Source organism: Hydrogenophaga sp. 2FB, assembly GCF_005503365.1.
GTDB lineage: Bacteria > Pseudomonadota > Gammaproteobacteria > Burkholderiales > Burkholderiaceae_C > Hydrogenophaga.
On sequence record NZ_SCML01000059.1, the window covers coordinates 13510 to 38685 of the forward strand.

The following is a 25176-nucleotide window of genomic DNA, read 5'->3' on the forward strand; positions in this document are numbered from 1 at the left end:
TCGCAGGAGGTGGAAATGGCGATTATAAAGGCGGCCCTTTCCACCCCGGCGCCGACGCGGTCGGTACTGGCTGATACATTGCGCCCATGAACGACCTTGCCGGAAAACACATTGTCCTGGGCCTCTCCGGAGGCATCGCCTGTTACAAGGCCGCCGAACTCTGTCGGGCGCTGGTGAAAGACGGCGCGACGGTGCAGGTGGTGATGACGGAGTCGGCCGAGCAGTTCATGACCGCCGTCACGATGCAGGCGCTCTCCGGCCGCCCGGTGTTCACCTCGCAGTGGGACGCGCGCGCCTCGGGTGGCATGGACAACAACATGGCCCACATCAACCTCAGCCGCGAGGCCGACGCGATCGTGGTCGCGCCGGCCAGCGCGGACTTCATGGCCAAGCTGGTGCACGGCCGGGCCGACGACCTGCTCAGCCTGATGTGTCTGGCACGGCCCCTGCAATCCGTGCCATTGATCCTGGCGCCGGCCATGAACCGCGAGATGTGGGCGCATCCAGCCACCCAGCGCAACGTGAAGCAATTGCGCGCCGATGGCGCGACCGTGCTCGACGTGGGCGCGGGCGAGCAGGCCTGCGGTGAAATCGGCGATGGTCGCATGCTCGAGCCGGAAGAGCTGCTCTACGACATCGCGCGCTTCTTCCAGCCCAAACCGCTCGCGGGCCAGCATGTGCTGGTGAGCGCCGGCCCGACCTTCGAGGCGATCGACCCCGTGCGCGGCCTCACCAACCTCTCCAGCGGCAAGATGGGTTTTGCCATCGCGCGCGCCGCGCACGAGGCCGGGGCGCAGGTGACGCTGGTGGCCGGCCCGGTGGGCCTGCCCACGCCGCGCGGCGTGGGTCGGGTGAACGTGAAATCGGCGCTGAACATGCAGAAAAGCCTGGAATTGCTGGTGCCGAGCGCGACGGTGTTCGTCTCCGCCGCCGCGGTGGCGGATTGGCGGCCGGCCACGTCGGCAGAGCAAAAAATCAAGAAGGATGGTTCCGGCCAGGTGCCCACGCTGTCGTTCGTGGAGAACCCCGACATCCTGGCCGGCATCGCGGCCTCCGCGCGTGCGAGGAACGGCGAACTCTTCTGCGTGGGCTTCGCGGCCGAGAGCCACGACCTGGAAGAGCACGCCCAGGCCAAACGCGTGCGCAAGGGCGTGCCGCTGCTGGTGGGCAACATCGGTCCGGCCACCTTCGGCCAGGACGACAACGCCCTGCTGCTGGTCGACGAGCGCGGCATGACCGAATTGCACCGCGCGTCCAAGCTGGTGTTGGCACGCCAGCTGGTGGGCGAGATCGCGCGGCGGCTGCCGAGCTGACCATGTCTGCCTCGGCCGATCTCCTGGCGGGCATGTTGACGCGCTACTCGGTCGGCCCCAAACACCTTGCCGATCCGGCGCCCTCGCTGGACGAACTGCGCCGCATGACCGAAGCGGCGTTGCGCGCGCCCGATCACGCTGGCCTGGTGCCGTTCCGTTTCGCGGCCATCCGTGGCGAAGCACGGGGCCGGCTGGCCGACCTGTACGAACAGGCGGCGGTGCTGGCGGGCAAGAGCCCGGCCGACGCCGAGCGCGACCGTGGCCGCGCGCTGGACGCGCCCCTGCTGGTGGCGGTGATCGCGCGCATCGACCCGGGGCACCCCGTGGCGACGGTGCACGAGCAGTGGATGACCGTGGGGGGCGCGCTCACCAACTTCATGAACGCCGCGCACGCGCTGGGCTACGCGGGCAAGATGCTCTCGGGCGCCAAGGTGCGCGCCGCGCCCGTGGTGGCCGCGTTCTGCGGGCCGGGTGAAACGCTGGTGGGGTGGGTGGTGATGGGCACCGCGCAAAAGCCGGGCTCGCCCAAGTTTCAGAAACCCCTGCCGGACGAGGTGCTGCGCGACTGGGCGCCGCCGGGCTGAGAAAAACGGAACCGGCTCAGCGCGTTCTTGTACTCCTGCATCCGCTGGATGAGCAGGTTGTATTCGGCCTCGGTCTTCGTCAGGTCGGTGGCGCTCTTGACGATCACCTCCATCTCCCGCCAGATCAGGCGGCTGGCCTGATCGTCCGCGCTGAGTCCGTCGAAGCCCTCGTCCAGACCCGCCAACGCCTTCCACGCGCCGGGCCGCCCGCCCTGCGGTTGCAGCAGCACCTGGAGGATGTGCTTCTTGCCGAGTTCGCGCACCACGCCATCGCGCTGGGTCGGGGGCAGCTTCAGCATGCGTTCCATGATGAGCGAGGAGTCCTGCACCAGCGTGTCTTGCAGCCCGTTCAGTTTCTGAACATACCGATTGCAGATGGCGCTTCTGTAAGCGCTGTCGAGCATCAGATAGGGATTGCCTTGCGCCGGCGTCGTGTTTTTGTCGGTTGCAGCGTCCCGTTTTGCCGCGCGCGCCTCTGCGTGCGGTCGATCTTCGCCGCGTGGCGAGGAGAAGGGAGGTCGCTTCATTTCGGCTCCGGCGGTCTTGGGTCTCCTTGAGTGGCACACCGAAGTTTCTGGTTCCATCCTTTCCCCCTCCGAAAGAGCGCTTGCAAAGAGGGTCAAAGTGCCAGCCGATGGGCCTGGTCAAGGTCCAGCAGACCCGCTGTCATGAAGCCGGTCCGAACGTGGGCATCCTTGAACACCTCGCACCGCGCCAGCACCTGCAGCGTGTTGGCGCACATCTGGCGCGTGCGCCCGATCTGGCTGCTACCACTGACCACCTTGCTCAACACCTGCTCGCATTCGCTGGCTTGAAGCCCCACCTGGCCCAGCAGGTGCCGGTAGAAGCCCACATCCCAGGTGTGGAACGCCAGCATGATCCTGGGCAACAACCGACCGAAGAATGCCTTGTCGGCAGAGGGCAGTTGCGGCCAGACGCGCGTGAACAGCTGGGAAAAATACTTCGCGTGCACCCATTCGTCTTCCAGGTGGGCGAGCAACAGGGCGTCGATGGCCGAGTGGGCGTTGCCGCGCATGGCATCCACGATGGCCTTGGTGATCATGGTCTCGCCGACAAAGCCGACCATGAACCAGGCCATGTCGCGTTGCTGCGGCGGGACTTCGGCCACCAGGGCTTCGAGCGCCGCGATCTTCACGTTCGGCCCGTCGTGCGTTTCGAGCGAGAACACGTCCCGTATCGACCGGCTCGCCTGCGCGGTGAAGTAGGCGTGGTAGCCCTCGTCGGTGTACAGCTTCAAGGCGTCGATCGCCCATTGTTCGGGCAGGAAGGCGCGCAAGCGGTTTTCCGCGATGACCTGGGCCGCGACATTGACGATGCGGTGTTCGGTGAGCACCATGTCGTCCAGGAAATGCAGCAGCCGCGCGGCGTACAGCCCGTTTCGCTCGGCGATCGTGAGGCGGCCGAGCAGAGGGTGGGAGAGCAATTCGTCTGCCGTGCCGCGCGCAAACCAGCGCACGTTGCGGATCTCGTCCGCGTTGCCCGACAGCTTGAAGTCGGTCAGCGACGGTTTGGTGCGCACGGCCGCCGTGTCGATCCAGTCCCGCAGGGGCGATGCGGCAACATCCTTGGGCTTTCCGATACGCATGGGATCGCAGTGTGCACGAAACAGGGATGGCCTTTTGGCCTATGCTCATGCAGCGCGCCTCCACTTGGACCCAGGCGGGCCTTTTCAACCCAACCAGGAGAAAAACACCATGGGATTTTTCAGCAACATTCTCGAGAAGCTCGGCATGTCGTCGGCCGCCGCGGCGCCCGTGATCACACCGCCGCCCGCTGCACCCAGTGACTCGGCGTCCGCTGCCGCTCCCGCACAGGCGGCCGCACCCGCCGTGGCCTCGATCACCATGGTCGACGTGATGGCCTTGATGGAGCAAAAGGCCAAGGCCAATCCGCAGAAACTCAACTGGAAAACCTCCATCGTCGACCTGCTCAAGCTGCTCGACCTGGACAGCAGCCTGGACGCGCGCAAGCAACTGGCCAAGGAACTCTATTGCCCCGATGAGCTGATGGGCGATTCGGCCAAGATGAACATGTGGCTGCACAAGAACGTGCTGGCGCACATCGCGGCCAACGGTGGCAACGTGCCGAAGGAATTGTTCAGCTGACGTTGCGCCCGAGCTTGACGACGACAACGCACCGGTTTGCGGGCGTCGTCGTCGGTCAGCCCGCCAGATTGCGCAACACGTAGCGCGCCAGCGCGGCCAGAAAGTCCGCGCCGTCGTGCTGTTGCCACAGGGCCGCCATGTCCACAAAGCCCTTGTGGAACACCATCGACAGCATGCCGACCATGCCCACGATGCCGACCACCTGCAAGGCGGTCTTGAAGCGGGCGTCGGGTTCTCGGGACTCGCTCAAGGCTTGAGCTGGGCGCGGATCTCGCCGCCCTTGTGTGCGTCGGAGTGCACGTTCACGTACAGCGAGCCCGACTTGTAGGCGGCGAGTTGCGCTGGCGTGAGCTTCGCACCCGATGGCACGTTCCACTCGTTGTCGCCCGATTTGGTGAGAGGCACGATCACCGGGCCGTTCTGCCCGGCCGGGCCCATGTGGATATGGGCCATGGTCGCCACGATGCCGCTGGTCTTGACGTTGCCGGCCACGCTGCCATCGCCCGCGATGGCGATGTAGGAGGTCCCCGTGGCCGAGGTGGTGACCGGTGGCACTTCCTGTGCGCCCGACAGTGCCAGGCCCCCCGTGACCTTGCTGGCCATGCTGCCCATCTGGGCGCAGCCCGCCAGGGCGGCGAGGGCGGTGCCGACGAGCAGGGCACCGATGGCGCGGCGTTGAAAGAAGGTGTTGTTCATGTTGGGCCTTTCGTTGGTGACAGGGCCCATTACATTGATCCTTGTGACCGCCGCGGTCAAGGGTGTTTGTTCCCGATGTTCAGCGCACCAGCGCCACGCCTTTGATCTGCGCCACCACCGCCACACCTGGCGCGATGCCGAGCCGGCGCGCCGAGAGCTGGCTGATGCGCGAGAGCAGGCGTGCGCGCTGCGTTCCATTGCCCAGTTGCAAGCCCACCAGCACCTGGCCCGGTGTGTCCTCCACGATGTCGACCACGGTGGCCGGCAGGACATTGAGCACGCTGGTGTGCTCGGGCATCTGCAAGGACAGGCTCACGTCGCGCGCCTGGATGCGGATGCGCGCCGGCGTTTGCGCTGGCAGTCCGCTGCCCTGGGGCAACAGCAGGCGGCCGCCATCGAACTCGAACACGCCCAGGTGATCGAGCGCGGAGAAGCCGACCGCGCGGGCGTCGATGAGCGCGGCGGCGGTGTCGCCATGCGCCAGCGGCAGGTCGAGCCGGGTCATGAGTTCGAGCACCGGGCCTTGCGCGCGCACGCGGCCCGTTTCGAGCAGCACCAGGTGGTCGCCGAGGCGCGCCAGTTCGTCGGGCGAGTGCGTGACGTAGACCACCGGGATGTCGAGCCGCTCGTGCAACTGTTCGAGCCAGGGCAGGATTTCGGCCTTGCGTGCCGCGTCCAGCGAGGCCAGCGGCTCGTCCATCAGCAGCACGCGCGGGCTGGTGGCCAGCGCGCGCGCGATGGCCACGCGCTGGCGCTCGCCGCCCGAGAGTTCGTGCGGCATGCGCTGCAGCAGGTGCGCGATGCCCAGCAGCTCCAGGCCGTGGTCCCAGGGGTGGCGGCGTTCGGCGGCCGGTGTGCGCTTGAAGCCGAACATCAGGTTGCCCTGCACGCTCAGGTGGTCGAACAGGCTGGCTTCCTGGAACACATAGCCCAGCGAGCGCCGGTGCACCGGGCGCATGAGACCTTGCGCGCTGTCCTGCCACAGCTCGTCGCCCACGCGGACCACGCCGGTGGCTTGCGGCTCCAGGCCCGCGAGCACGCGCAGGCAGGTGGTTTTGCCCGAGCCCGAGGGGCCGAACAGCACGCTCACGCCGCGCGCGGGCAGCTGCAGGTCCACGTCGAGCAGGAAACCCGCGCGCTGCAGCCGCGCGGTGAGTTGCAGGCCGGGGTCGCTCATACGGCGTGGCGGACGCGTTGGCGCCGGTTGTAGAACTGCAGCGTGAGCAGCACGATGAACGAGAAGCCGAGCATGATCGCGGCGAGGCGGTGCGCGTCGCTGTATTCCAGCGCCTCGACGTGGTCAAAGATCTGCACCGAGATCACGCGCGTCACGCCGGGAATGTTGCCGCCCACCATGAGCACCACGCCGAACTCGCCCACGGTGTGCGCGAAGCTCATGATGATGCCGGTGACCAGCCCGGGTTTGCACAGCGGCAGCACGACGTTCAGGAAGGTGTCAAGCGGCGAGGCGCGCAGGCTGGCCGCGGCTTCGAGTGGACGGTTGCCGAGCGACTGCATGGCGTTCTGCACCGGTTGCACCATGAAGGGCAGCGAGTAGAACACCGAGGCGATCACCAGGCCAGGAAAACTGAAGGTGAGCACACCCAGGCCCAGCGCCTGGGTCCATTGCCCCACCGGTCCGTGAGGGCCCATGAGCACCAGCAGATAGAAGCCCAACACCGAGGGCGGCAGCACCAAAGGCATCGACACGAGCGCGCCGATAGGCCGGCTCCACGCCGACGTGCTGCGCGCGAGCCACCACGCCAGCGGCACGCCCACCACCAGCAGGATCAGCGTGGTGAGGGAGGCAACTTGGAGCGTGAGGCCGATGGCCTGCAGGTCGGACGGAGTGAGCAGCACGACAGCGTTGTATCAGAGGCGGCTGGCCGCGTCAGATGTCGTAGCCATAGGAGCGGATCAAGGTTTTGATGTTGGCGCTTTGCAGCAGCTTCATCAGCGCCACGGCGGCTTCGTTGTTCCCCGCGCGCTTGAGCAGCACCGCGTCCTGCTGGATCGGGGCGTACAGGTTCTGCGGCACCACCCACATCGAGCCGCTCTTGAGACGGCCACCGTCGAGCACCTGCGACATCGCGACGAAGGCGATCTCGGCGTTGCCGGTGTGCGCGAAGTTGTAGGTCTGGCCGATGCTCTCGCCCTGCACGAGCTTGGGCGTGAGCGCCGCGGTGAGGCCGAGCTTGTTCATCACCTCCACGGCCGCCGCGCCGTAGGGCGCCGTCTTGGGGTTGGCGATGGCGAGCTTGCGGAAACCATCGCCCTTGAGCACAGCGCCTTGCGCGTCCACTTTCGCGGCGTCGGCCGACCACAGCACCAGCTTGCCGGTGGCATAGGTGAAGCGGCTGTGGGGTTGCGCCAGGCCATCGGTCTCCAGCTGCGCGGGCGTCCTGGTGTCGGCGGCGAGCATCACGTCGAACGGCGCGCCGTTCCGGATCTGCGCGTACAAGCCGCCAGTGGCGCCCACGGTGATCTTCAGCGTGTGGCCGGTGGATTTTTCCAACACGGCGGCCACGGCCTTGATGGGTTCGGCGAAGTTGGCGGCCACGGCCACCTGGGCTTCGGCGGCGTGCAGCGAACCGGTGATGGCGGCCAACACCAGCAGGGGCCAGCGCAGAAGAGAACGTGCGAACATCGGGTGCTCCTTGGGATGAAATTTCGCTATTCCAATTTGGAACAGCGGTGAAGTATAGGCGCTCGACGAACTCACATGGCTTCCCGAAAACCCGCTGCCCGGCATGGGCCCAACGATCTGCCACAGGCCCTGGTCGACAGCAGCGCCGACAAGCGCCTGGACGTGCTGCGCCAGGTCGCCGCGGGCTGCTCCATTTCGCAGGCCGCGCGCGAGGTCGGCATCAGCTACAAGGCCGCGTGGCAGGCGATCGACACGCTCTCCAGCCTGAGCGGCCAGCCGCTGGTGGACCGCACGGTCGGTGGCGCGGGCGGCGGTGGCGCGCAGATCACGCCACAGGGTTTGCAACTGCTGTCGCTGGCCGACGAACTGGCCCGCGCACGGCAGCAGGTGTTGGCGCGTTTCACCGGCGGCGCCACGCTGGCCGCCGGCCTGGGCTTGCGCACCAGCATGCGCAACCAGTTGCCCTGCACGGTGTTGCGCTGCGAGGCCGTGGCCGACAACGACCCCACCGTGTGGGTGCACGCCGAGACGGCGGGCGGCGCCGCGCTGAGGGCGAGCGTCACGCGCGAGAGCGCCGATTTGCTGGCGCTTGCGCCGGGGCGTTCGGTGCTGCTGCTGTGCAAGGCCACGGCGGTGGCCGTGGCGAAGGGCGCTGCGCCCGATGGCGAACCCGACCCCGCGACCTGCAGGTTGAGCGGGAAGGTCGAGCGCATCACACCGGGCGGTGCGCGCGACGAGGTGGTGCTGGCATTGAAGGGCGGCGGGCACTGGGTGGGCTTCGCACCACACCCGTTCACCGCGAAGGTGGGCGTGGTGGCCACGGCCACGATGGGCGCGGCCTCGCTGGTGGTGGCGTTGCCGGACTAGGGCCTGTTCACACTATTTTTCCAAGTGCGAATGGGTTGCGGCCAAAAAGGCCATGCGCCGCGTTGCGAAGCCTCGCCGGGCCACAGGCCCGTCTGCGTTTCGCGCCTTGCGCATGGCCTTTTTGATCCGCAACGCATCTTGGAAAAATAGTGTGAACAGGCCCTAGCCGCTTCCGCCCGATCCCCGATTCAACTGGCGCAACACCTCCGCCTGAAAGTCCGTGCCTTGGGCCTGCGCCATGAAGGTGTCGATGGGGCCTTCAAAACGCACCGCGCCCTGGTGCAACAGCATCAACCGATCGGCATCACGCACCTCTTCGATCAGGTGCGTGGCCCACAGCACACCCATGCCGCGCGTGCGGCACAGGCCACGCACGGTGTCGAGCAGTTGTCGGCGCGAGGCCGGGTCCAGGCCCACGGTGGCTTCGTCCATCAGCAGCACGCGCGGTGCGTGCAGCAGCGCGCGCACCAGTTCCACCTTGCGCCGCGTGCCACCCGAGAGGCTGCGCACCGTGGCGCGCGCCTGTGTGCCCAGGCCCAGGGTGTCCAACTGCTCGGCGATGCGTTCGCGTGCCACGGCGCGGGGCATGCCGTGCAGGTCGGTGTGGAACAGCAGGTTGGCCATCACACTCAGGTCCAGGTCGAGCGCGCTTTGCTGGAACACCACGCCCAGCCCGGCCAGCGCGCGGCTGGGGTGGCGGCGCATGTCGTGGCCCAGCACCTCGATGCGGCCCTGGTCGGGCGTGAACAGGCCGGTGAGCAACTGCAGCAGCGTGGACTTGCCTGCGCCGTTGGGGCCGAGCAGGGCGAGCATCTCGCCGGCGCGCAAGCACATGTCCAAGCCTTTGAGCGCGGGTTTGCCGGCGTAGGCCTTGTGCAGGCCGCTGGCCTGCAGCAAGGTGTCGGGTGCGGTCGTTTTCATCCTGGACCTCCGACGGGTTTCGCGAGCAGGTGCATGCGCTGCAACAGGCGCTTCTCGCGCTGCACGGTGTCGAGAACGGCCTGGCGGTAGTCGCGCGTGTTCAGGTAGTCCAGCGTCTGGTCGTAGCGGGCCAGTTCGCGCAGGTGGCGTTCGCTGTGCATGGCGCGCGCGAACGCGTCGTGCAGCTTGCGCAGCACCGGCTCGGGCGTGCCGCGCGGCGCGGCGATGCCCCACGGCGAGGTGTAGACCGATTGCGGGTAACCCAGCTCGCGCAGCGTGGGCGCGTCGGGCCAGCGTGGGCTGCGCTGCGCGCTGAAGATGGCGAGCACGCGCATCTTGCCCTGGTCCACCCAGGGCGCGAAGCCGGTGGAGTTCACGCCCGCCATGAGTTGCCCACTGGCCACCGCGAGCATCTGGTCGGCCGTGCCGCGGTAGGGCACGTGCACATAGCGGATGCCGTGCTGCAGCAGCACCTCTTCCATCGCGAGGTGCGCGGTGGTGCCCATGCCGGTGGAGCCCAGGATGAGTTCGCCCGGGTGGGTGCGCGCCCAGTCGAGCATGTCGCCGAACTGCTGCCAGGGGCTGGCACTCGGCACCAGCACGCCGAAGGTGGTGCCCGAAACCTGCACGATGGGGCTGAGGTCGGCCACCGGGTCCCAGGGCACGGCGTTCATGAGTGCGTGGCGGTACACGGTGATGGGCACCTGCCCGATGGTGTGGCCATCGGGCTCGGCGGCCTTGAGCAGTGGCGCCACTTGCGTGCCGGCCGCGCCGGGCTTGTTGAGGACCACGATGGGTTGGCCCAGCAAGGGCTCGGCCTCTTCGCACAGGATGCGCAGCGTAAGGTCGGTCGCGCCGCCCGCGGGCCAGGGCACGATGAGTTGCAAGGGCTTGCTGGGCCACGCGGTGGCGGCGCTGTTCTGCGAAGCCCGTGCCGAGGCCGGCGCGCTCGCCAGTGCCATGCCCCAGGCGATCGCGCGGCGGCGTGTCACAGCGCAGTGTTCCTTGTTGGAACAGTCTGTGTGGCCGTGGGGCAGTGGGGTCATGCGGTAGGTGCCTCTGAAGCGGTGGTGTCTCAGGGTTTGTCCGTAGCGATCGGGCCGCCAGCGGGGTGTTTGGGACATGGAAAGGCAAGTTCCATTCCCAAGCTGGACTGGCACCGAATTTGCAGAAGGGGTGTGACAAGACCCACCCAGGAGACAACGACATGACGCGCCGGCATCGCCCTTCCTTCGTTCAACGCACACTGAAAATGCTGACCCTTGGCACCCTGCTTGGCAGCGCCACGCTGGCCATGGCCCAGGGCAAGGTGTACGTGTCCAGCGAGAAGGACAACAAGCTCTATGTGTTCAGCGCGCAGGGCGAACGCCTCTCGGCCATCGACGTGTGCAAGCGCCCGCGCCACATGATGTTCAGCGCCCACCGCAGCCAGCTCTATGTGGTGTGCGGCGACAGCAACCAGTTGGCCGTGGTGGACACCGCCAGCGGAAAAATGATCGGCACGGTTCCCTTGGGGGACAGCCCCGAGATCTTCGACCTCAGCCCCGATGGCAAAACCGTGTACGTGTCGATCGAAGACGAGAACGTGATGGCCGCCTACGACCTGGCCACGAAGAAGGCGCTGTTCGAAGTGAAGACCGGTGGCGAACCCGAGGGCGTGCTGGTCACGCCCGATGGCAGGTTCGCCTACGTCACGTCCGAGGTGGCCAACGTCGTGCACGTCATCGACCTGGGCCAGAGGAAGGTGGTCAAGAACATCAAGGTGGGCAAGCGACCGCGCCGCTTCGTGCTCGCGGCGAACGGCGCCGAGCTGTGGGTGACGAACGAGCTCGACGCCACCGTGAGCGTGGTGGACACGAAGGACCACAGCGTCAAGGGCACGGTGAAGTTCGCCGTGAAGGGCATGCGCGAAGCCGACATCACCCCGGTGGGCATGACGCTGAGCCCCGATGGCAAGACGATGTGGGTGGGCCTGGGCCGGGCCAACCATGTGGCCGAGGTGGACGTGGCCACGCGCGCCGTGGGACGCCAGGTGCTGGTGGGCAAGCGTGCCTGGGGTCTCACCATGCACCCCGATGGCAAGACGCTGTACGTGACCAACGGCCTGTCGGACGACATGACGCTGGTGGACACGGCCAGCGCCAAGGCGGTGAAAACCGTGGCCGTGGGCCGCGTGCCGCACAGCGTGCTCGTGGCGCCTTGATGTCCAAGGCCCTGCTGCTGGCGCTGGTCGTTTTGCTCGGCGGCCCCGTGGCGCACGCGGCCGCGCCCGCCAGGCTCACGGTGGCTGTGGTCTCGCTGGCCGACGATCCGCGCTACGCGCCGCGCCGTATGGAGCGTGGCTATCCGGGTCACCCGCAGGGCCGCGCGGTGCAGGGCGTGCAACTGGCGCTGGACGACGCGGCGTTTGAACTCGACACCGCCGGCCTGCAGCTCGTGCTGCGCGACGTGGTGCTGCCCGACGCGGCGGCGCTGCCCAAGGCGCTCGCCGACCTCAAGGCCGCGAAGGTGCAGCACGTGGTGGCCGACCTGCCACTGGTCGAATTGCGCCAACTGGTGCAGAGCGCGCCGGCCGCGCTCGGTGGCGCGATGGTGTTCAACACCGGCCTGGACGACGACAGCCTGCGCGCGCAGGGTTGCGCCGCGCACCTGTTGCACACGCTTCCGAGCCGTCACATGGCCAGCGACGCGTTGGCGCAGTACCTGGCCGCGCGCAACTGGCGCAAGGTGTTGTTGCTGCAGGGGCCGGAGCCGGGTGATGCGCTCATGGGCGAATCCTTTCAGCGCGCGGCCAAACGTTATGGCTTGAAGACCACACAGAGCAAGCCCTTCAAGCTCAGCGGCGACCCGCGCGAGCGCGATCTGGCCAGCACCCGGTTGCTCACCGGCGAACGCGAACACGAGGTGGTGGCCGTGATGGACGCGAACGGCGAGTTCGCGCGTACGTTGCCCTACGCCACGCAATGGCCGCGGCCGGTGGTGGGCGCCAGCGGCCTGGTGGCCAGTGCCTGGCACGCGCAGTGGGAGCGCAACGGCGGGCCGCAGCTCTCGCGCCGTTTCCAGAAACTCGCGCACCGCCCCATGCAGGCCCACGACTGGGCGGCCTGGGCGGCGGGCAGGGCGGTCGCGGCGGTGCTGGTGGACGACCCCAAGGCCGGTGTGTTGCAGCAGTTGAAGAAGCTGCGCGGCGGTGCGGTCGCCATCGACGGTTTCAAAGGGCCGCGCCTGTCGTTCCGCGCGTGGGACGGGCAGTTGCGCCAGCCCGTGTTCCTGAGCCACATCGACGGCGTGGTGGGCGTGGCGCCGCTGGAAGGTGTGCTGCATCCGAAAGAAGTGCTGGACACGCTCGGCGTGGACGAAGCGGAGAGCGCATGCCAGCAACACCCTTGATGCCGGCCGCGCCGCCATTGCCGCTGCACCTGGCGCGCGCGCTGCGCGCCGTGGTTGGTCGCGAGATCGGCCGCTTCCTGCGCCAGCCCACGCGCCTGGGGTCGGCGCTGGTGCGCCCGTTGTTGTGGTTCGTGGTGTTCTCGGCCGGCTTTCACAACGTCTTCGGCGTGGCCATCATTCCGCCGTACGAGACCTACATCGAATACAAGGTCTACATGGTGCCCGGCCTGCTGGGCATGGTCGCTCTGTTCAACGGCATGCAGAGTTCGCTCTCGATGGTGGTCGACCGCGAGATGGGCGTGATGCGCCTGCTGCTCACCGCGCCGCTGCCGCGCGGCTGGTTGCTCGGTTTCAAGCTGCTGGGCGGCACCGTGCTGTCGGTGCTGCAGATGGCGGTGTTCCTGTTGATCGCCTGGGCTTTCGGTGTCGAGGTCGCGTTGAAAGACCTGCCCGGCCTGCTGGTGGCCATGGCCTGCGCCGCCACGCTGCTGGCCGCGCTGGGTCTCATGCTCTCGGTGTACGTGAAGCAACTGGAGAACTTCGCCGGCACGATGAACTTCGTGATCTTCCCGATGTTCTTCATCAGCCCCGCGCTGTACCCGCTGTGGACGCTGGAGGAGTCGGGGGCGTACGGGCTGCTCAAGCTCGCCGGGTTCAACCCTTTCACCCATGCGGTGGAGGCGATGCGTTTCGCGATGGTTGGACAGTTCAATGCCAGCGCGTGGGCGGTGGTGCTGGGCTGCACGGCGGTGTTCTTCCTGCTCGCGCTTTGGGGCTACGACCCGCAGCGCGGCTTCATCCGACAGAAAGGCGGTTGAACACCATGCAACGCCGTGCGTTGTTGTTTGGGGGTGTGCTGGGTGTGCCTTCGCTGTGGGCCGCCCAGGACCACACCGGTGGCGACCCGCTGGGCTCCATGCAGTGGCCCACGCTGCGCCGGCAGGTCCTGGCCGATGCGCCCATGCGTTTCACCGACGCGGTGGTGGTGCGCGGCCCCGCCTTCGCGGACGATGCGATGAACGTGCCGCTGATGGTGGACGCGCGCGCACTCGCGAACACGGGCGGCGGCGTGGCGCGCATCTTCGTGGTGGTGGACCGCAACCCCGTGCGCGAGGTGCTGGACTTCGAGCCGCTGCGCGCGCTGCCCATGCTGGCGTTTCGCATCCGCATGGAGCAGGCCTCACCCGTGCGCGCGCTGGTGCAGACGCGCGATGGCCGCTGGCACGTGGGCGGCACCTGGGTGCAGGCGGCCGGCGGTGGTTGCACGGTGCCCGGCGCCACGCGCGCCGATGGGTCCTGGAGCCGCACGCTCAACCAGGTGCAGGCGCGCTTCTTTCCCAACGTGATCGAGGGCAGCCGCCGTTTGCGCGTGCGCGTGATGCACCCGATGGACACCGGTCTGGTCGCGGGCATTCCGGCGTTCTACATCGAGCAACTGCAACTGGTGGACAGCGCGGGCCAACCCTGGTGGCGCCTGGCCCTGCACGAGCCGGTGTCGGAGAACCCGCTCATCACCTTCGAACTGCCGCCGCAGAACCTCGGCGGCTTTCGCCTGACCGGGCGCGACAACAACGGCAACCGCATCGACGCCGAGGTGCCCGCGTGAGGATATGGGCGCTGGCGTGGCTGGCGGCCATGTTCGCCAGCGCGGCACAGGCTCAGCCCGACATGGCGCGGCTCGACCACGACCTGCGCCCGCGCCAGATCGCCGAGCGCACCTGGGTGATCGAAGGCGCGGTGGCCGACTTCTCGCGCGCCAACGGTTGCAACATCATCAACACCGCCTTCATCGCCACCGGTGATGGCGTGGTGGTCATCAACACCGGCCCCTCGCGCGGCTACGGCGAGCAGCAGCGCCGCGCCATCGAGCGCCTCACGCGCGAGCCCGTGCGCCACGTCTTCAACCTCAACCTGCACCCCGACTATTTCTTCGGCAACCAGGCCTGGGCCGACCGCCCCCTACAAGCCTTGCGCGGCAGCATCGCGGGTATGCAGGCCGAAGGCGCGGCCTACGCCGACAACCTCTACCGCCTGTGCGGCGACTGGATGACCGGCACCGAACCCATCCCGGCGCGCGAAGCGATCGAACCGATGACCCTGCGCATCGGTGCGCACACGCTGGAGCTGAAACGCCTGAGCGGCCACACCGACGATGACCTGGTGCTGATCGACACGACCACCGGCGTGCTGTTCGCCGGTGGCCTGGTGTTTGCCGAGCGTGTTCCCACCACCCCGCATGCCGACCCCGCCGCATGGCTCGCCAGCCTGGACACGCTGGCGCAATGGCATGCCGCGGGTGTGGTCCGGCAGGTGGTGCCCAGCCATGGGCCCGTGCACACCGGCGAGCGGGGCTTGCAGCAGACACGCGACTGGTTGCGCTGGCTCACCACGCTCATGCACGAGAGCGCCGAACGCGGCCTGGACCTGAGCGAGTTGTTGCGCACACCCGTGCCGCCGCGCTTTGCCGGCTGGGCCGCGCAGCCCGCCGAGCTGCACCGCAGCCTCACGCAGTGGTACCCGCTCGCCGAGCAGCGGGCGCTGGAACAACGTGCGCGCTAAGCCTCCCAGGCCCTGTTGCAGCGGTTGATTCGTTTCTGAACAGTGTCACAGCCGCACCCGGTTGCGGGGGCCGCGCATGGCGCATTTCAGACCGGAAAACGCCGCAAAAACGCTGGCATGGATGTTGCCATTTGGTGGGTGTGCAACCCCGGGGCCTGAGGGTCGGGGAGTTCACGGGCGGCCGGGCATGGTGCTCGGTCGCAGCCATCACACATCCACGAACGAGCAGGAGACATACTGTGAAACGCACCCTACTGAGCCTGATGATTCTGGCCGCCACCGCGCACGTGAGTGCCCAGGGCGTGACCGACGCGATGATCACCGACGACGCGAAGACGCCCGACAACGTGCTGAGCTGGGGCCTGGGCACACAGGGCCAGCGCCACTCCACGTTGACCGGCATCAACGCGAAGTCCATCCACAAACTGGTGCCCGTGTGGTCCATGTCGTTTGGCGGCGAGAAGCAGCGCGGCCAGCAGTCGCAGCCGCTGGTGCACAACGGCAAGATGTTCGTGACCGCGTCCTACTCGCGCATCTACGCGGTGAACACCAAGACCGGCGAGAAGCTCTGGAAGTACGAGCACCGCCTGCCCGAAGGCATCATGCCGTGCTGCGACGTGATCAACCGCGGCGCCGCGCTCTACGACAACCTGGTGATCTTCGGCACGCTCGATGCACAACTCGTCGCGCTCGACCAGAACACCGGCAAGGTGGTGTGGCGCGAGAAGATCGACGACTATGCCGCCGGCTACAGCTACACCGCCGCGCCGCTGATTGCCGAAGGCCTGCTGCTGACCGGCGTGTCCGGCGGCGAGTTCGGCGTGGTCGGCCGCGTGGAAGCGCGCGACCCCAAGACCGGCAAGATGGTGTGGACGCGTCCCGTGGTCGAAGGCCACATGGGCTACAAGGACGGCAAGGAAAACGGCATCTCCGGCACCACCAACGCCACCTGGCCGGGCGAGACCTGGAAGACCGGTGGCGCGGCCACCTGGCTCGGTGGCACCTACGACGCCAAGACCGGCCTGGCCTACTTCGGCACCGGCAACCCCGGCCCGTGGAACAGCCACGTGCGCAAGGGCGACAACCTGTACTCGGCCTCCACCGTGGCGATCGACGTGAAGACCGGCAAGATCGTCTGGCACTACCAGAGCACGCCCAACGACGGCTGGGACTACGACGGCGTGAACGAGTTCGTCACCTTCGACATGGACGGCAAGCGCATGGGCGCCAAGGCCGACCGCAACGGCTTCTTCTACGTGAACGACGCGGCCACCGGCAAGCTGGTCAACGCGTTTCCGTTCGTGAAGAAAGTGACCTGGGCCACCGGCATCGACCTCAAGACCGGCCGCCCCAACTTCGACGACACCAACCGACCGGGCGACCCGACCGCCGCCGGTGGCGACGGCGCCAAGGGCAAGTCGGTGTTCTCCGCGCCGGGTTTCCTCGGCGGCAAGAACCAGATGCCCATGGCCTACAGCCCCAAGACCGGCCTGTTCTACGTGCCCACCAACGAATGGGGCATGGAGATCTGGAACGAGCCCATCACCTACAAGAAGGGTGCGGCCTACCTGGGCGCGGGCTTCACCATCAAGCCGCTGTTCGACGACCACATCGGCTCGCTGCGCGCGATCGATCCCAAGACCGGCAAGGTGGCGTGGGAAGTGAAGAACAGCGCGCCGCTCTGGGGCGGTGTGCTCACCGCGGGCGACCTCGTGTTCTGGGGCACGCCCGAGGGCTACCTGAAAGCCGCCGACGCCAAGACCGGCAAGGTGGTGTGGCAGTTCCAGACCGGCTCGGGCGTGGTCGCGCCGCCCATCACCTGGACCGAAGGTGGCGATCAGTACGTCAGCGTGGTCTCGGGTTGGGGCGGTGCCGTGCCGCTGTGGGGCGGTGAAGTGGCCAAGAAGGTCAACTTCCTCGAACAGGGCGGCTCCGTCTGGACCTTCAAGCTCATGAAGTGATGTGGTGGTTGGGGTGGCGTGGCCTCGGCCATGCCACCCCTTTTTCTTTTCAACGGTTCTTTCTTTTTGTGGTGTCCGCCATGCGTTACCTCCCGATCCTCTCTGCCGTGCTGGCCGCCCTGGCCCAGCACGCCACCGCCGCCGACGTGGCCGCCGTGGAGCTGGCCAAGGCCAGCGGCTGCTACAGCTGCCACGCCAACGCCGACAAGGTGGTCGGCCCGGCCTTCAGCGCCATCGCCGAAAAATACGCGGGCGACAAGGACGCCGCTGCCGCGCTCGCGCAATCGATCCAGAACGGCTCCAAGGGCAAGTGGGGCCGCATCCCCATGCCCGGCCACCCGAGCCTGAACGCGGGCGATCTCAAGATCCTGTCGACCTGGGTGCTCACGGTCAAACCCTGAGATGGTGTGAACGGGCACGCCCAGGCAAGGAGCTTCGCACCATGAACACGGAGATCCCCATGACCCATCCCCGCACGCTGCTGGGCGCCGCGCTCGCGCTGCTGTCCAGCGTGGGCGAAGCGCGGGACAACGGCCGCGGCGACGGGCTGCGCGACCCCGCCGCGGGCCACTACCGGGCGCACGCCGAATTCAAGATGGGGCGCTATGCCCAGGCGCGCGAGGTGTGGGAAGCCCTGGCCCGAGCGGGCGATGGTGAAGCGCTGTTCAACCTGGGCACCCTGGCCGAACAAGGCCTGGGCGAGCCGCGCAACCCGGCCAAGGCCGAGGCGCTCTACAGCCGCGCCGCGCGGGCCCGCTGACCGCCGCTGTCGGCGTCCATCCCGCGCCATTCCCCTAGGGATATCCCGAGGGCGCAAGCCCGCCACAACCGGTTGACGCCGCTTGTTTCGCCACCTATAGTCTATGAAGCTATTCATAGACACAATAGAAAAAACAGGCGCGATGGGCATGACCGCAACCAACACAACGACCCACACCCCCGGCGAACGAGGCCCGTTGACCGGGGTTCGGGTGGTGGACATCACCACCGTTTTCATGGGTCCGTCGGCCACGCAGATGCTGGGCGATCTGGGGGCTGATGTGGTCAAGATCGAAGCGCCCGGTGGTGACGTCGTGCGGGGCATCGGCCCCCAGGGCCATGAGCGCATGGGCCCGCTCTTCCTCGGCATGAACCGCAACAAACGCAGCGTGGCGCTGGACCTCAAGACTGCGCAAGGCCGTGAGGTGTTGCTCGAACTCGCCAAGGATGCCGATGTGCTGACCTACAACGTGCGGCCCCAGGCCATGGCACGGCTGGGCCTGGGCTACGAAGCTTTGGCCGCCATCAACCCACGGCTTCTGTATGTCGGCATGTTCGGGTTCTCGCAGCGCGGGCGTTATGCGGCCAGCGCGGCGTTTGACGACCTGATCCAGGCGGCCTGCGCGCTGCCGCAAGCCGTGGCCATGGGCAGCGGCGACATTCCGCGCTACATGCCGATCACCATCGCCGACCGCTCGGTGGGGCTGTACGCGTTTGGCGTCATCAGCGCGGCGCTGTACGGGCGCGAGCGCACCGGCAAAGGCCAGCGCATCGACGTGCCCATGTTTGAAACCATGGTGCCCTATGTGCTGGGCGATCACCTGTACGGCCAGACCTTTGTGCCCGCGCAGGGTGACTTCGGTTATCCGCGCCTGCTGTCGCCCGAGCGCCGGCCGTACAAGACGCGCGACGGCCATGTGTGCTGCCTGATCTACACCGACGTGCAGTGGCGGGCGTTTCTCAAGGCCATTGGCCAGCCGGCGCTGTACGACACGGACCCGCGTTTCGCCAACATTGCCGAGCGCACCCAACACATCGATGCGCTCTACGGCATGGTGTCCGATGAAATCGCTTCGCGCAGCACGGCGGAGATGCAGGCGCTGCTGGAGGGCACGGACATCCCGGTGTTTCCCATGCACACGTTCGAGTCCTTGCTGCAAGACCCGCATCTGGACGACATCGGCTTCTTCAGTGAAATGGAACATCCGCACGTGGGCACCATCCGCCAGATGGCGGTCCCCAGCGAATGGTCCGGCACGCCGCCGGGCGAAGCCACGCCCGCGCCCCGAATCGGGCAGCACAGCCGCGAGGTCTTGCGCGAAGCGGGTTACGACGAGACACGCATCGATGCCCTGGTCGCGTCCGGCGCAGTGTGTGAATAAACCGGCCCGCGAAGACATCGCCATGCACCCAGGACCTTCGCCCAGCACGAGCGGCTTGCGTTTCGTGGACTGTTCGGTCGCTTCGCATGTGGCGACCATCTGCCTGAACCGCCCACAACGGCGCAACGCGATGGACATCGACATGCGCCGGGAACTGGCCGAGGCGGTGCGCAGCGCCGTGGCCGACCCCGAGGTCCGGGCCATTGTCCTGACCGGCAGCGGCGGTCACTTCTGTGCCGGTGGCGACATCAAGGACATGCAGGCTGGTGAACGGCTGCAGGCCGGCGCCGGGCGCCTGCGCATGAAGGCGGCGCATCCGGGCATCCAGGCGCTTTTCGAGACCGACAAGCCCGTGATCGCCGCGGTGGATGGTTATGCCTATGGCGGTGGTTTTGGCCTCGCCCTGATCGCGGACCTGGTGCTGGCCACGCCGAGGGCGCGCTTCTGCATGTCGTTCATGAAGGTCGGGCTGGTGCCCGATTGCGGCGCGCTGTACACGCTGGCGCGCAGCGTCGGCCTGCACCGGGCCAAGGCCGCCATGCTGTCGGCGCGCGAACTCGATGCGCAGACCGGCATGGACTGGGGCTTCGTCCACGAACTGGTGCCACCTGCCCATCTGCTGCCGCATGCCCAGGCGATGGCGCAGGCGTTGGCCGGCGGTTCGTCGTCGGCGATCGCCCTGACCAAACAGGCGCTGAACCAGTCTCAGCTGACGGACTTCTCGGCCATGCTGGAGATGGAAGCCACCGCCCAGGGCATCGCTTTTTCCAGTGACTTTCACCGTGACGCCATCGGCGATTTTGTGGCCGGGCGTCCCAGCCGTTTCGTGTGGCCGGGCCTGCCACCGGCCGCAGATGCTTCCACTTCATGACGGCACCTGCCGCCCCATTTTTCAACCCCATCCAGAGCACCAGGAGACACCGTGACGACAGACACCCAGAACGAACTGCTTGAGGAGATGCGCGGCCCCGTCATGTGGCTGACCATCAACCGGGAAGACAAACGCAATTCCATCAGCGCGGCCGTGCTGGACGGCTTGAGCGACGCGCTGGCACGCGCCAACAAGCGCCGCGAGGTGCGCGCCATCGTGATCACCGGCGTGGGCACACGGGCCTTCTGCGCGGGCGCGGACCTGCAAAGCGGAAAGTCCTTCAAGTTCGACTACTCGGAGCCCTACGTGGGATTCGCCAACCTGTTCCGGCAGGCGAAGCAGTCCACCGTGCCGCTGATCGCGCGTGTCAACGGCGCCTGCATGGCGGGCGGCATGGGCATCATGGGCATGTGCGACATGGTGGTGTCCAGCGACAAGGCCATCTTCGGTTTGCCCGAGGTCAAGGTCGGCGTGTTCCCGGCGCAGGTGCTGAGCGTGCTGGGCCACCTGATTCCCCGCCGCGTGCTGGCCGAGATGTGCCTGACGGGCGAACCCCTGAGCGCCGCCCAGGCACTCGAATACGCACTGGTCAACTACGTCAGCGACGACCTGGACGGCAAGCTGCAATGGCTGCTCGACCGCATGCTGGACAAGTCGCCCGCCGCGATCCGCCGCGGCCTCTACACCATGAAGAAGATCGAAGCCATGTCCTTCGAGGAGAGCATGGCCTTCACCGAAAGCCAGATCGGCCTGTTCGCCCTGACCGAAGACGCCGCCGAAGGGCAACTGGCCTTCCGCGAGAAGCGCAAGCCGGTGTGGACGGGCAGCTGAGAAGACCCACTTGAATCGAATCAAAGGACAGGAATGCTCATGAGTGCAAAAAACACATCGAATGACGACAAAGCGGGTGACAAAGTGGTGCGCATCGGCGGCGCCTCCGGCTTCTGGGGTGACAGCAGTGTCGGCGCGCCGCAGCTGGTGAACAGCGGCCAGATCGATTACCTGGTGTTCGACTACCTGGCCGAGTTGACCATGTCGATTCTGGCCGGCGCCCGCCTGAAAAAGCCCGAGCTCGGCTATGCCACCGACTTCGTCAGCGTGGCCATGAAGACCGTGCTGCGCGACGTGGTCGCCCAGGGCATTCGCGTGGTGAGCAACGCCGGTGGCGTGAACCCGCAAGCTTGCGCGGCCGCATTGGCCGCGCTGGCCCAGGAGCAGGGCGTCGAACTGAAGATCGCCGTGGTCACGGGCGACGATGTGATGCCGCTGCTGCCCGGGCTGCGCGAGTCGGGCCAGGTGAAAGAGTTGCAAAGCGGCGCGCCGTTGCCCGACAAGGTGCTCACCGCCAACGCCTACCTGGGGGCCTTGCCCATCAAGGCGGCGCTGGACGCCGGCGCCCAGGTGGTCATCACCGGCCGCTGCGTGGACTCGGCCGTCACGCTCGGTGTGCTGATGCACGAGTTCGGCTGGACCAGCAACGACCACGACCTGCTCGCCGGCGGCAGCCTGGCGGGCCACATCCTCGAATGCGGTTGCCAGGCCACGGGTGGCCTGCACACGGACTGGGACACGGTGCCCGGCTGGGACACCATGGGTTACCCGATCGCCGAGTGCCGCGCCGACGGGAGCTTCGTGCTGACCAAACCCGAGGGCACCGGCGGCAAGATCACACCGGCGGTGATCGGCGAGCAGATGCTGTATGAGATCGCCGACCCCGCCACCTACATCCTGCCCGACGTGATCTGCGACTTCACCCAGGTCACGCTGCAGCAGGCCGGCAGCCAGCGCGTGGACGTGCGCGGCGCGCGCGGTCGGGCACCGACGGCCAGCTACAAGGTCTGCGCGACGTATGTGGAGGGTTTCAAGATCTCCGCCCAGTTGACCATCGTTGGTTTCGACGCCGTCGCCAAGGCACGCCGCACCGGCGCGGCCATTCTGGACCGCACCTCGGCGATGCTCGAAAAAGCCGGGCTGGGCGCCTACACGGCCAACAACCTGGAAGTGCTGGGCGCGGAATCCTGCTACGGGCCGCACGCCCAGTCCACCACGGCGCGCGAGGTCGTCTTGCGGCTGACCGTCACCCACGCGCGCAAGGAAGCGCTGGACCTGTTTGCCCGCGAGGTGGCGCCGGCGGGTACGTCCTGGGCGCCCGGTACCACGGGTTCGGGCGGCCGGTCCTCGGCTTCGCCATCGATCCGCCAATACGCGTTTCTGCTCGACAAGGAACGCTTGAGCCCGACCGTGCTGGTGGATGGCGACAGCACGGCCATCGCCCAGCCTGCCGGCCAGACCGGTCCTGCGGCAGCGGCGACGCGAGTGGCCGACCGCAGGGCAACTGCGGACAGCGTGGACGCGGGCGCAAGCAGCAACACGATCGAGGTGCCCTTGATACGCCTGGCGTATGCGCGCAGCGGCGACAAGGGCGACATCTCCAACATCGGCGTCATCGCGCGCCGGCCGGACCTGCTGCCACTGTTGCGCGCGCAACTGACGGAGGCCAGCGTGGCGGCCTATCTGGCGCACCTCGTCAAAGGCCCGGTCACACGCTACGACGTGCCCGGCATCCATGCCTTCAACTTCGTGTGCGAGCAGGCGCTGGGCGGCGGCGGCATGGCTTCGCTGCGCAACGATGCGCTGGGCAAGGGCATGGCGCAAATCCTCTTGTCCATGCCGGTGCGGGTGCCGGTGGCGCAGCTGGCCGACTGAACAAAAAAACCATCTTGGTGGATCACGGAAGGAGACAAACATGAAGCTCAATCGCAGACACACCGCCACCGCCGCCGTTCTCGCGGGCCTGTTGGCCTCGGGCGGTTTTTCCACGCAGGCGCTGGCGCAGGCCTACCCCGAGAAACCGATCCGCCTGGTGGTGGCTTTCAGCACCGGCAGCGGCAACGACACCATCGCGCGCGAACTGGGGCGCCACATGGGCGACATCCTCGGGCAGCCCGTCGTGGTGGAAAACCGTGCCGGCGGCGGTGGCTCCATCGGAACGGACGTGGTCGCCAAGGCGGCGCCGGACGGCTACACCATCGGCCTGGGAACCAGCTCGCAACTGGTGATGAACGTCGGGCTCTACCCCAAGCTGCCGTTTGATGTGGAAAAGGACTTGCGCTCCATCGGGCTGGTCTCGCGCACGCCGCTGGTGCTGGTCGCCAGCACCTCCACGCCCAAGACCTTGAAGGAACTCATCGCCCATGCCAAGAGCCATCCCGGCAAGATCAGCTACGGCTCCGGCGGCAAGGGCTCCATCAGCCACGTGGTGGGCGAAAACTTTGCCAAGGCCGCCGATATTTCGCTGCTGCACGTGCCCTACAAAGGCAACGGTGCCGCGCTGATCGACCTGTCCGGCGGGCACGTCAACCTGTTGTTCGACGGCCTGATCTCGGCGTCTCCCCTTGAGAAGCAGGGCCTGGCGCGTCTGCTGGCGGTGTCTGGCAACCAACGCAGTGCGGTCGAGCCCAACGTGCCGACCTTCGCCGAACTGGGCATGCCGACGTTCGACGCCTACACCTGGAACAACCTGATGGCGCCGGCCAAAACGCCGCAGGCCGTGATCGACAAGCTGAACGCGGCGCTGAACAAGGCGCTGGCGATGCCTGACATGAAAGCGCGCCTGGCACAGGGTGCGTCCGAAAGCCTGGGCCCGACCACGCCGGCACAGGCCGATGCCTTTGGCCAGGCCGAGCGGGCAAAATGGGTGCCTTTCATTCTGGCGTTGCGCATCGACTTGAACTAGGGCGCAGGCACTTTCAGGCAGGACCCTTGCGACCATGGTTTTATCCGTCAAGCCGCCACCCGTGACCGTGCGGCCGGCACAGCACTCGGGCGCGGGCGTCACGCAGTACCTGCAGTTGGCGAGCATCCTGCGGCACCAGATCGCCCATGGCGAGCTGGTCAGCGGGCAACGCCTGCCGACGGTGCTGCAACTGGCCGAGCAGTACCAGGTGGCCGGCATCACGGTCCGCCAGGCCTATGGTCTGCTCAAGACCGAGGGGCTGATCACCAGCGACCGCGGGCGCGGCACCTATGTGGCCGAGGCCAGCGCCGCCATGCCGGCGCGCCTGCATGCCGCCATCAACGACCCGCGTGCCACGGATGTCCGCTTTGACGTGCTGGAGCAGCGCAACGGCGTCGCGCTGCCGGCTTCGCTGGCGCGCGGCGATGCGGTGTACGACAGCTATGCCTGCGTGCGCAAGGTCCATGTGCAGGATGGCGAACCCTTCTGCCTGGCCGAAATCTATGTGGCCAGCGAGATCTACAAGCGCTTTCCGAAAGGTTCGGAGAAGCGGCACAAGATGGCCTACCTGCTCGATGGACATGCCAAGAACAAGATGCGGAAGATGCAGCAGACGCTGACCGTGGCCCCGGCGGACATGGTGCTGGCGCAGGCACTGGGCTGCTCGTTCGCCACGCCCATGGCGCATATGGTCCGGCGCATTTCCGACGCGTCAGGCCGCATCGCATATGCGGGCCTGTTCTGGTACCGCGGCGACCGTTTCGTGCTCGAGAGCGAATACCCCTTCGAACTCTGGCTCAGCTATCCGGGTGTGGCGGTGCCGCAGACGCTGGACTGACGGGCAGGTTGGCGTGAACGCCCGGGTGCGCCGATGAACAACTGGTAACCAACACACGCACGTGCGCGGTGCCTGCGGGCCTAGGATGAAAGCCTGTTCAAAAACGGGAGATCTGCCATGACCCACACCCCCCGCGCTCTGTTCAAGACTACCCTTTCGCTCGCGCTGCTGGGCGCCGTGGCGGCCGGCGCACAGACGATCTCCCTCTCGCCTTCCGCGACCCAACAGAACTTTGCTGGCGAGATTGCCAAGGCCGACCTGGCGCAGGACGGCATCACCCGGCCCACCCGCGATCAGCTTGGGCTGGCCACCCGCGACGTGCAGGCCATGCGCGACACCGGCATGGGCTGGGGCGAGATCGCCAATTCCCTGGGCCTGCGCCTGGGTGACGTCGTGAGTGACGCCAACCGCGCCAAACACGCCGACGACGCGCGCACGGACCGGACCGACAAGTCACCGCAGAAGTCGACGAAGACCGCTGCGGCTGTGGCCGTCGACGCTCCCGGCCTGTCCATCGGTACCGGGC

Annotated in this window: 27 protein-coding genes and 1 pseudogene; 19 read left to right on the forward strand and 9 right to left on the reverse strand. The window is 67.3% G+C overall.

What is annotated here, in order from left to right:
• Positions 1–86: 86 nt before the first annotated feature.
• Both coaBC and FFS09_RS25580 read left to right on the forward strand, forming a co-directional pair.
• Positions 87–1313, forward strand: coding sequence for a bifunctional phosphopantothenoylcysteine decarboxylase/phosphopantothenate--cysteine ligase CoaBC (gene coaBC, locus FFS09_RS25575; RefSeq protein ID WP_137921766.1), 1227 nt, complete (start codon positions 87–89; stop codon positions 1311–1313).
• A gap of 2 nt (positions 1314–1315) precedes the next feature.
• Positions 1316–1897: a nitroreductase family protein gene (locus tag FFS09_RS25580; RefSeq protein ID WP_137921767.1), complete on the forward strand. Its 582-nt coding sequence runs from the start codon at positions 1316–1318 to the stop codon at positions 1895–1897.
• On the opposite strand, the gene FFS09_RS25585 is transcribed toward FFS09_RS25580, so the two are convergent.
• Positions 1846–2424 carry a hypothetical protein gene (locus tag FFS09_RS25585; RefSeq protein ID WP_137921768.1) on the reverse strand — a complete coding sequence of 193 codons (579 nt, stop codon included), beginning with the start codon at positions 2422–2424 and terminating at the stop codon, positions 1846–1848. The two genes, FFS09_RS25580 and FFS09_RS25585, sit on opposite strands and share 52 nt — an antisense overlap.
• Before the next feature lie 92 nt (positions 2425–2516).
• Complete coding sequence (locus tag FFS09_RS25590) at positions 2517–3503, reverse strand: diiron oxygenase (protein ID WP_137921769.1); 987 nt, start codon at positions 3501–3503, stop codon at positions 2517–2519.
• Between the two features lie 109 nt (positions 3504–3612).
• On the opposite strand from FFS09_RS25590, the gene FFS09_RS25595 reads away from it, so the two are divergent.
• Positions 3613–4023, forward strand: a complete 411-nt coding sequence (locus tag FFS09_RS25595; RefSeq protein ID WP_137921770.1) for a DUF3597 family protein — start codon at positions 3613–3615, stop codon at positions 4021–4023.
• A gap of 55 nt (positions 4024–4078) precedes the next feature.
• On the opposite strand, the gene FFS09_RS25600 is transcribed toward FFS09_RS25595, so the two are convergent.
• The 5 genes from FFS09_RS25600 to modA form a co-directional block, all read right to left on the reverse strand.
• Positions 4079–4273, reverse strand: a complete 195-nt coding sequence (locus FFS09_RS25600) for a hypothetical protein (protein ID WP_137921771.1) — start codon at positions 4271–4273, stop codon at positions 4079–4081.
• Positions 4270–4719 (reverse strand): CHRD domain-containing protein, encoded by a 450-nt coding sequence (locus FFS09_RS25605; protein ID WP_171020182.1) that lies wholly within the window; start codon positions 4717–4719, stop codon positions 4270–4272. Before FFS09_RS25605 ends, FFS09_RS25600 begins: the two co-directional genes overlap by 4 nt.
• Before the next feature lie 79 nt (positions 4720–4798).
• A complete protein-coding gene (gene modC, locus FFS09_RS25610; protein WP_137921772.1) occupies positions 4799–5896 on the reverse strand; it encodes a molybdenum ABC transporter ATP-binding protein in 1098 nt (365 codons plus the stop codon).
• Positions 5893–6579, reverse strand: coding sequence for a molybdate ABC transporter permease subunit (gene modB / locus FFS09_RS25615; protein WP_137921773.1), 687 nt, complete (start codon positions 6577–6579; stop codon positions 5893–5895). Before modB ends, modC begins: the two co-directional genes overlap by 4 nt.
• A gap of 31 nt (positions 6580–6610) precedes the next feature.
• Positions 6611–7366 carry a molybdate ABC transporter substrate-binding protein gene (gene modA / locus FFS09_RS25620; protein WP_171020183.1) on the reverse strand — a complete coding sequence of 252 codons (756 nt, stop codon included), beginning with the start codon at positions 7364–7366 and terminating at the stop codon, positions 6611–6613.
• Positions 7367–7441: 75 nt separating this feature from the next.
• Between modA and FFS09_RS25625 the strand changes: the two genes are divergently transcribed.
• On the forward strand, positions 7442–8233 hold the full coding sequence (locus FFS09_RS25625) for a TOBE domain-containing protein (RefSeq protein WP_137921774.1): 792 nt from the start codon (positions 7442–7444) through the stop codon (positions 8231–8233).
• Between the two features lie 162 nt (positions 8234–8395).
• Here the strand turns inward: FFS09_RS25625 and FFS09_RS25630 are convergent, their stop codons facing one another.
• Together FFS09_RS25630 and FFS09_RS25635 are read right to left on the reverse strand one after the other, a co-directional pair.
• Positions 8396–9154, reverse strand: coding sequence for a lanthanide ABC transporter ATP-binding protein PedB/LutE (locus FFS09_RS25630; RefSeq protein WP_137921775.1), 759 nt, complete (start codon positions 9152–9154; stop codon positions 8396–8398).
• Positions 9151–10200 (reverse strand): tripartite tricarboxylate transporter substrate binding protein, encoded by a 1050-nt coding sequence (locus tag FFS09_RS25635; protein WP_137921776.1) that lies wholly within the window; start codon positions 10198–10200, stop codon positions 9151–9153. Before FFS09_RS25635 ends, FFS09_RS25630 begins: the two co-directional genes overlap by 4 nt.
• A 161-nt stretch (positions 10201–10361) precedes the next feature.
• On the opposite strand from FFS09_RS25635, the gene FFS09_RS25640 reads away from it, so the two are divergent.
• The 15 genes and pseudogenes from FFS09_RS25640 to FFS09_RS25710 all read left to right on the forward strand — a co-directional run.
• Entirely contained in the window at positions 10362–11357 is a 996-nt protein-coding gene (locus tag FFS09_RS25640) for a PQQ-dependent catabolism-associated beta-propeller protein (RefSeq protein ID WP_212745158.1), read from the forward strand.
• Positions 11357–12544 carry a lanthanide ABC transporter ABC transporter substrate-binding protein PedA1 gene (locus FFS09_RS25645; RefSeq protein ID WP_137921777.1) on the forward strand — a complete coding sequence of 396 codons (1188 nt, stop codon included), beginning with the start codon at positions 11357–11359 and terminating at the stop codon, positions 12542–12544. Before FFS09_RS25640 ends, FFS09_RS25645 begins: the two co-directional genes overlap by 1 nt.
• On the forward strand, positions 12526–13362 hold the full coding sequence (locus tag FFS09_RS25650; RefSeq protein ID WP_252374523.1) for a lanthanide ABC transporter permease protein PedC: 837 nt from the start codon (positions 12526–12528) through the stop codon (positions 13360–13362). The genes FFS09_RS25645 and FFS09_RS25650 overlap by 19 nt, the downstream gene beginning before the upstream one ends.
• Before the next feature lie 5 nt (positions 13363–13367).
• A complete protein-coding gene (locus tag FFS09_RS25655; RefSeq protein ID WP_137921778.1) occupies positions 13368–14150 on the forward strand; it encodes a quinoprotein dehydrogenase-associated SoxYZ-like carrier in 783 nt (260 codons plus the stop codon).
• 29 nt (positions 14151–14179) lie between these two features.
• On the forward strand, positions 14180–15103 hold the full coding sequence (locus FFS09_RS25660; RefSeq protein ID WP_137921790.1) for a quinoprotein relay system zinc metallohydrolase 1: 924 nt from the start codon (positions 14180–14182) through the stop codon (positions 15101–15103).
• A 263-nt stretch (positions 15104–15366) separates the two neighbouring features.
• Positions 15367–17064, forward strand: a complete 1698-nt coding sequence (locus FFS09_RS25665) for a PQQ-dependent methanol/ethanol family dehydrogenase (RefSeq protein ID WP_137921791.1) — start codon at positions 15367–15369, stop codon at positions 17062–17064.
• An 80-nt stretch (positions 17065–17144) separates the two neighbouring features.
• Positions 17145–17465, forward strand: coding sequence for a c-type cytochrome (locus FFS09_RS25670; RefSeq protein ID WP_137921779.1), 321 nt, complete (start codon positions 17145–17147; stop codon positions 17463–17465).
• Between the two features lie 41 nt (positions 17466–17506).
• Positions 17507–17824, forward strand: coding sequence for an SEL1-like repeat protein (locus FFS09_RS25675; RefSeq protein ID WP_137921780.1), 318 nt, complete (start codon positions 17507–17509; stop codon positions 17822–17824).
• Between the two features lie 148 nt (positions 17825–17972).
• Positions 17973–19205 (forward strand): CaiB/BaiF CoA transferase family protein, encoded by a 1233-nt coding sequence (locus tag FFS09_RS25680; RefSeq protein ID WP_137921781.1) that lies wholly within the window; start codon positions 17973–17975, stop codon positions 19203–19205.
• A complete protein-coding gene (locus tag FFS09_RS25685) occupies positions 19198–20076 on the forward strand; it encodes an enoyl-CoA hydratase/isomerase family protein (protein WP_252374524.1) in 879 nt (292 codons plus the stop codon). Before FFS09_RS25680 ends, FFS09_RS25685 begins: the two co-directional genes overlap by 8 nt.
• An 87-nt stretch (positions 20077–20163) precedes the next feature.
• Complete coding sequence (locus tag FFS09_RS25690; protein ID WP_137921793.1) at positions 20164–20907, forward strand: enoyl-CoA hydratase/isomerase family protein; 744 nt, start codon at positions 20164–20166, stop codon at positions 20905–20907.
• Positions 20908–20946: 39 nt separating this feature from the next.
• Entirely contained in the window at positions 20947–22782 is a 1836-nt protein-coding gene (locus FFS09_RS25695; RefSeq protein WP_137921782.1) for an acyclic terpene utilization AtuA family protein, read from the forward strand.
• Positions 22783–22822: 40 nt separating this feature from the next.
• Positions 22823–23812: a Bug family tripartite tricarboxylate transporter substrate binding protein gene (locus FFS09_RS25700; RefSeq protein WP_171020184.1), complete on the forward strand. Its 990-nt coding sequence runs from the start codon at positions 22823–22825 to the stop codon at positions 23810–23812.
• A 34-nt stretch (positions 23813–23846) separates the two neighbouring features.
• Complete coding sequence (locus tag FFS09_RS25705) at positions 23847–24650, forward strand: GntR family transcriptional regulator (protein ID WP_137921784.1); 804 nt, start codon at positions 23847–23849, stop codon at positions 24648–24650.
• A 117-nt stretch (positions 24651–24767) separates the two neighbouring features.
• Positions 24768–25176: pseudogene (locus FFS09_RS25710) on the forward strand (hypothetical protein); the annotation flags it as partial.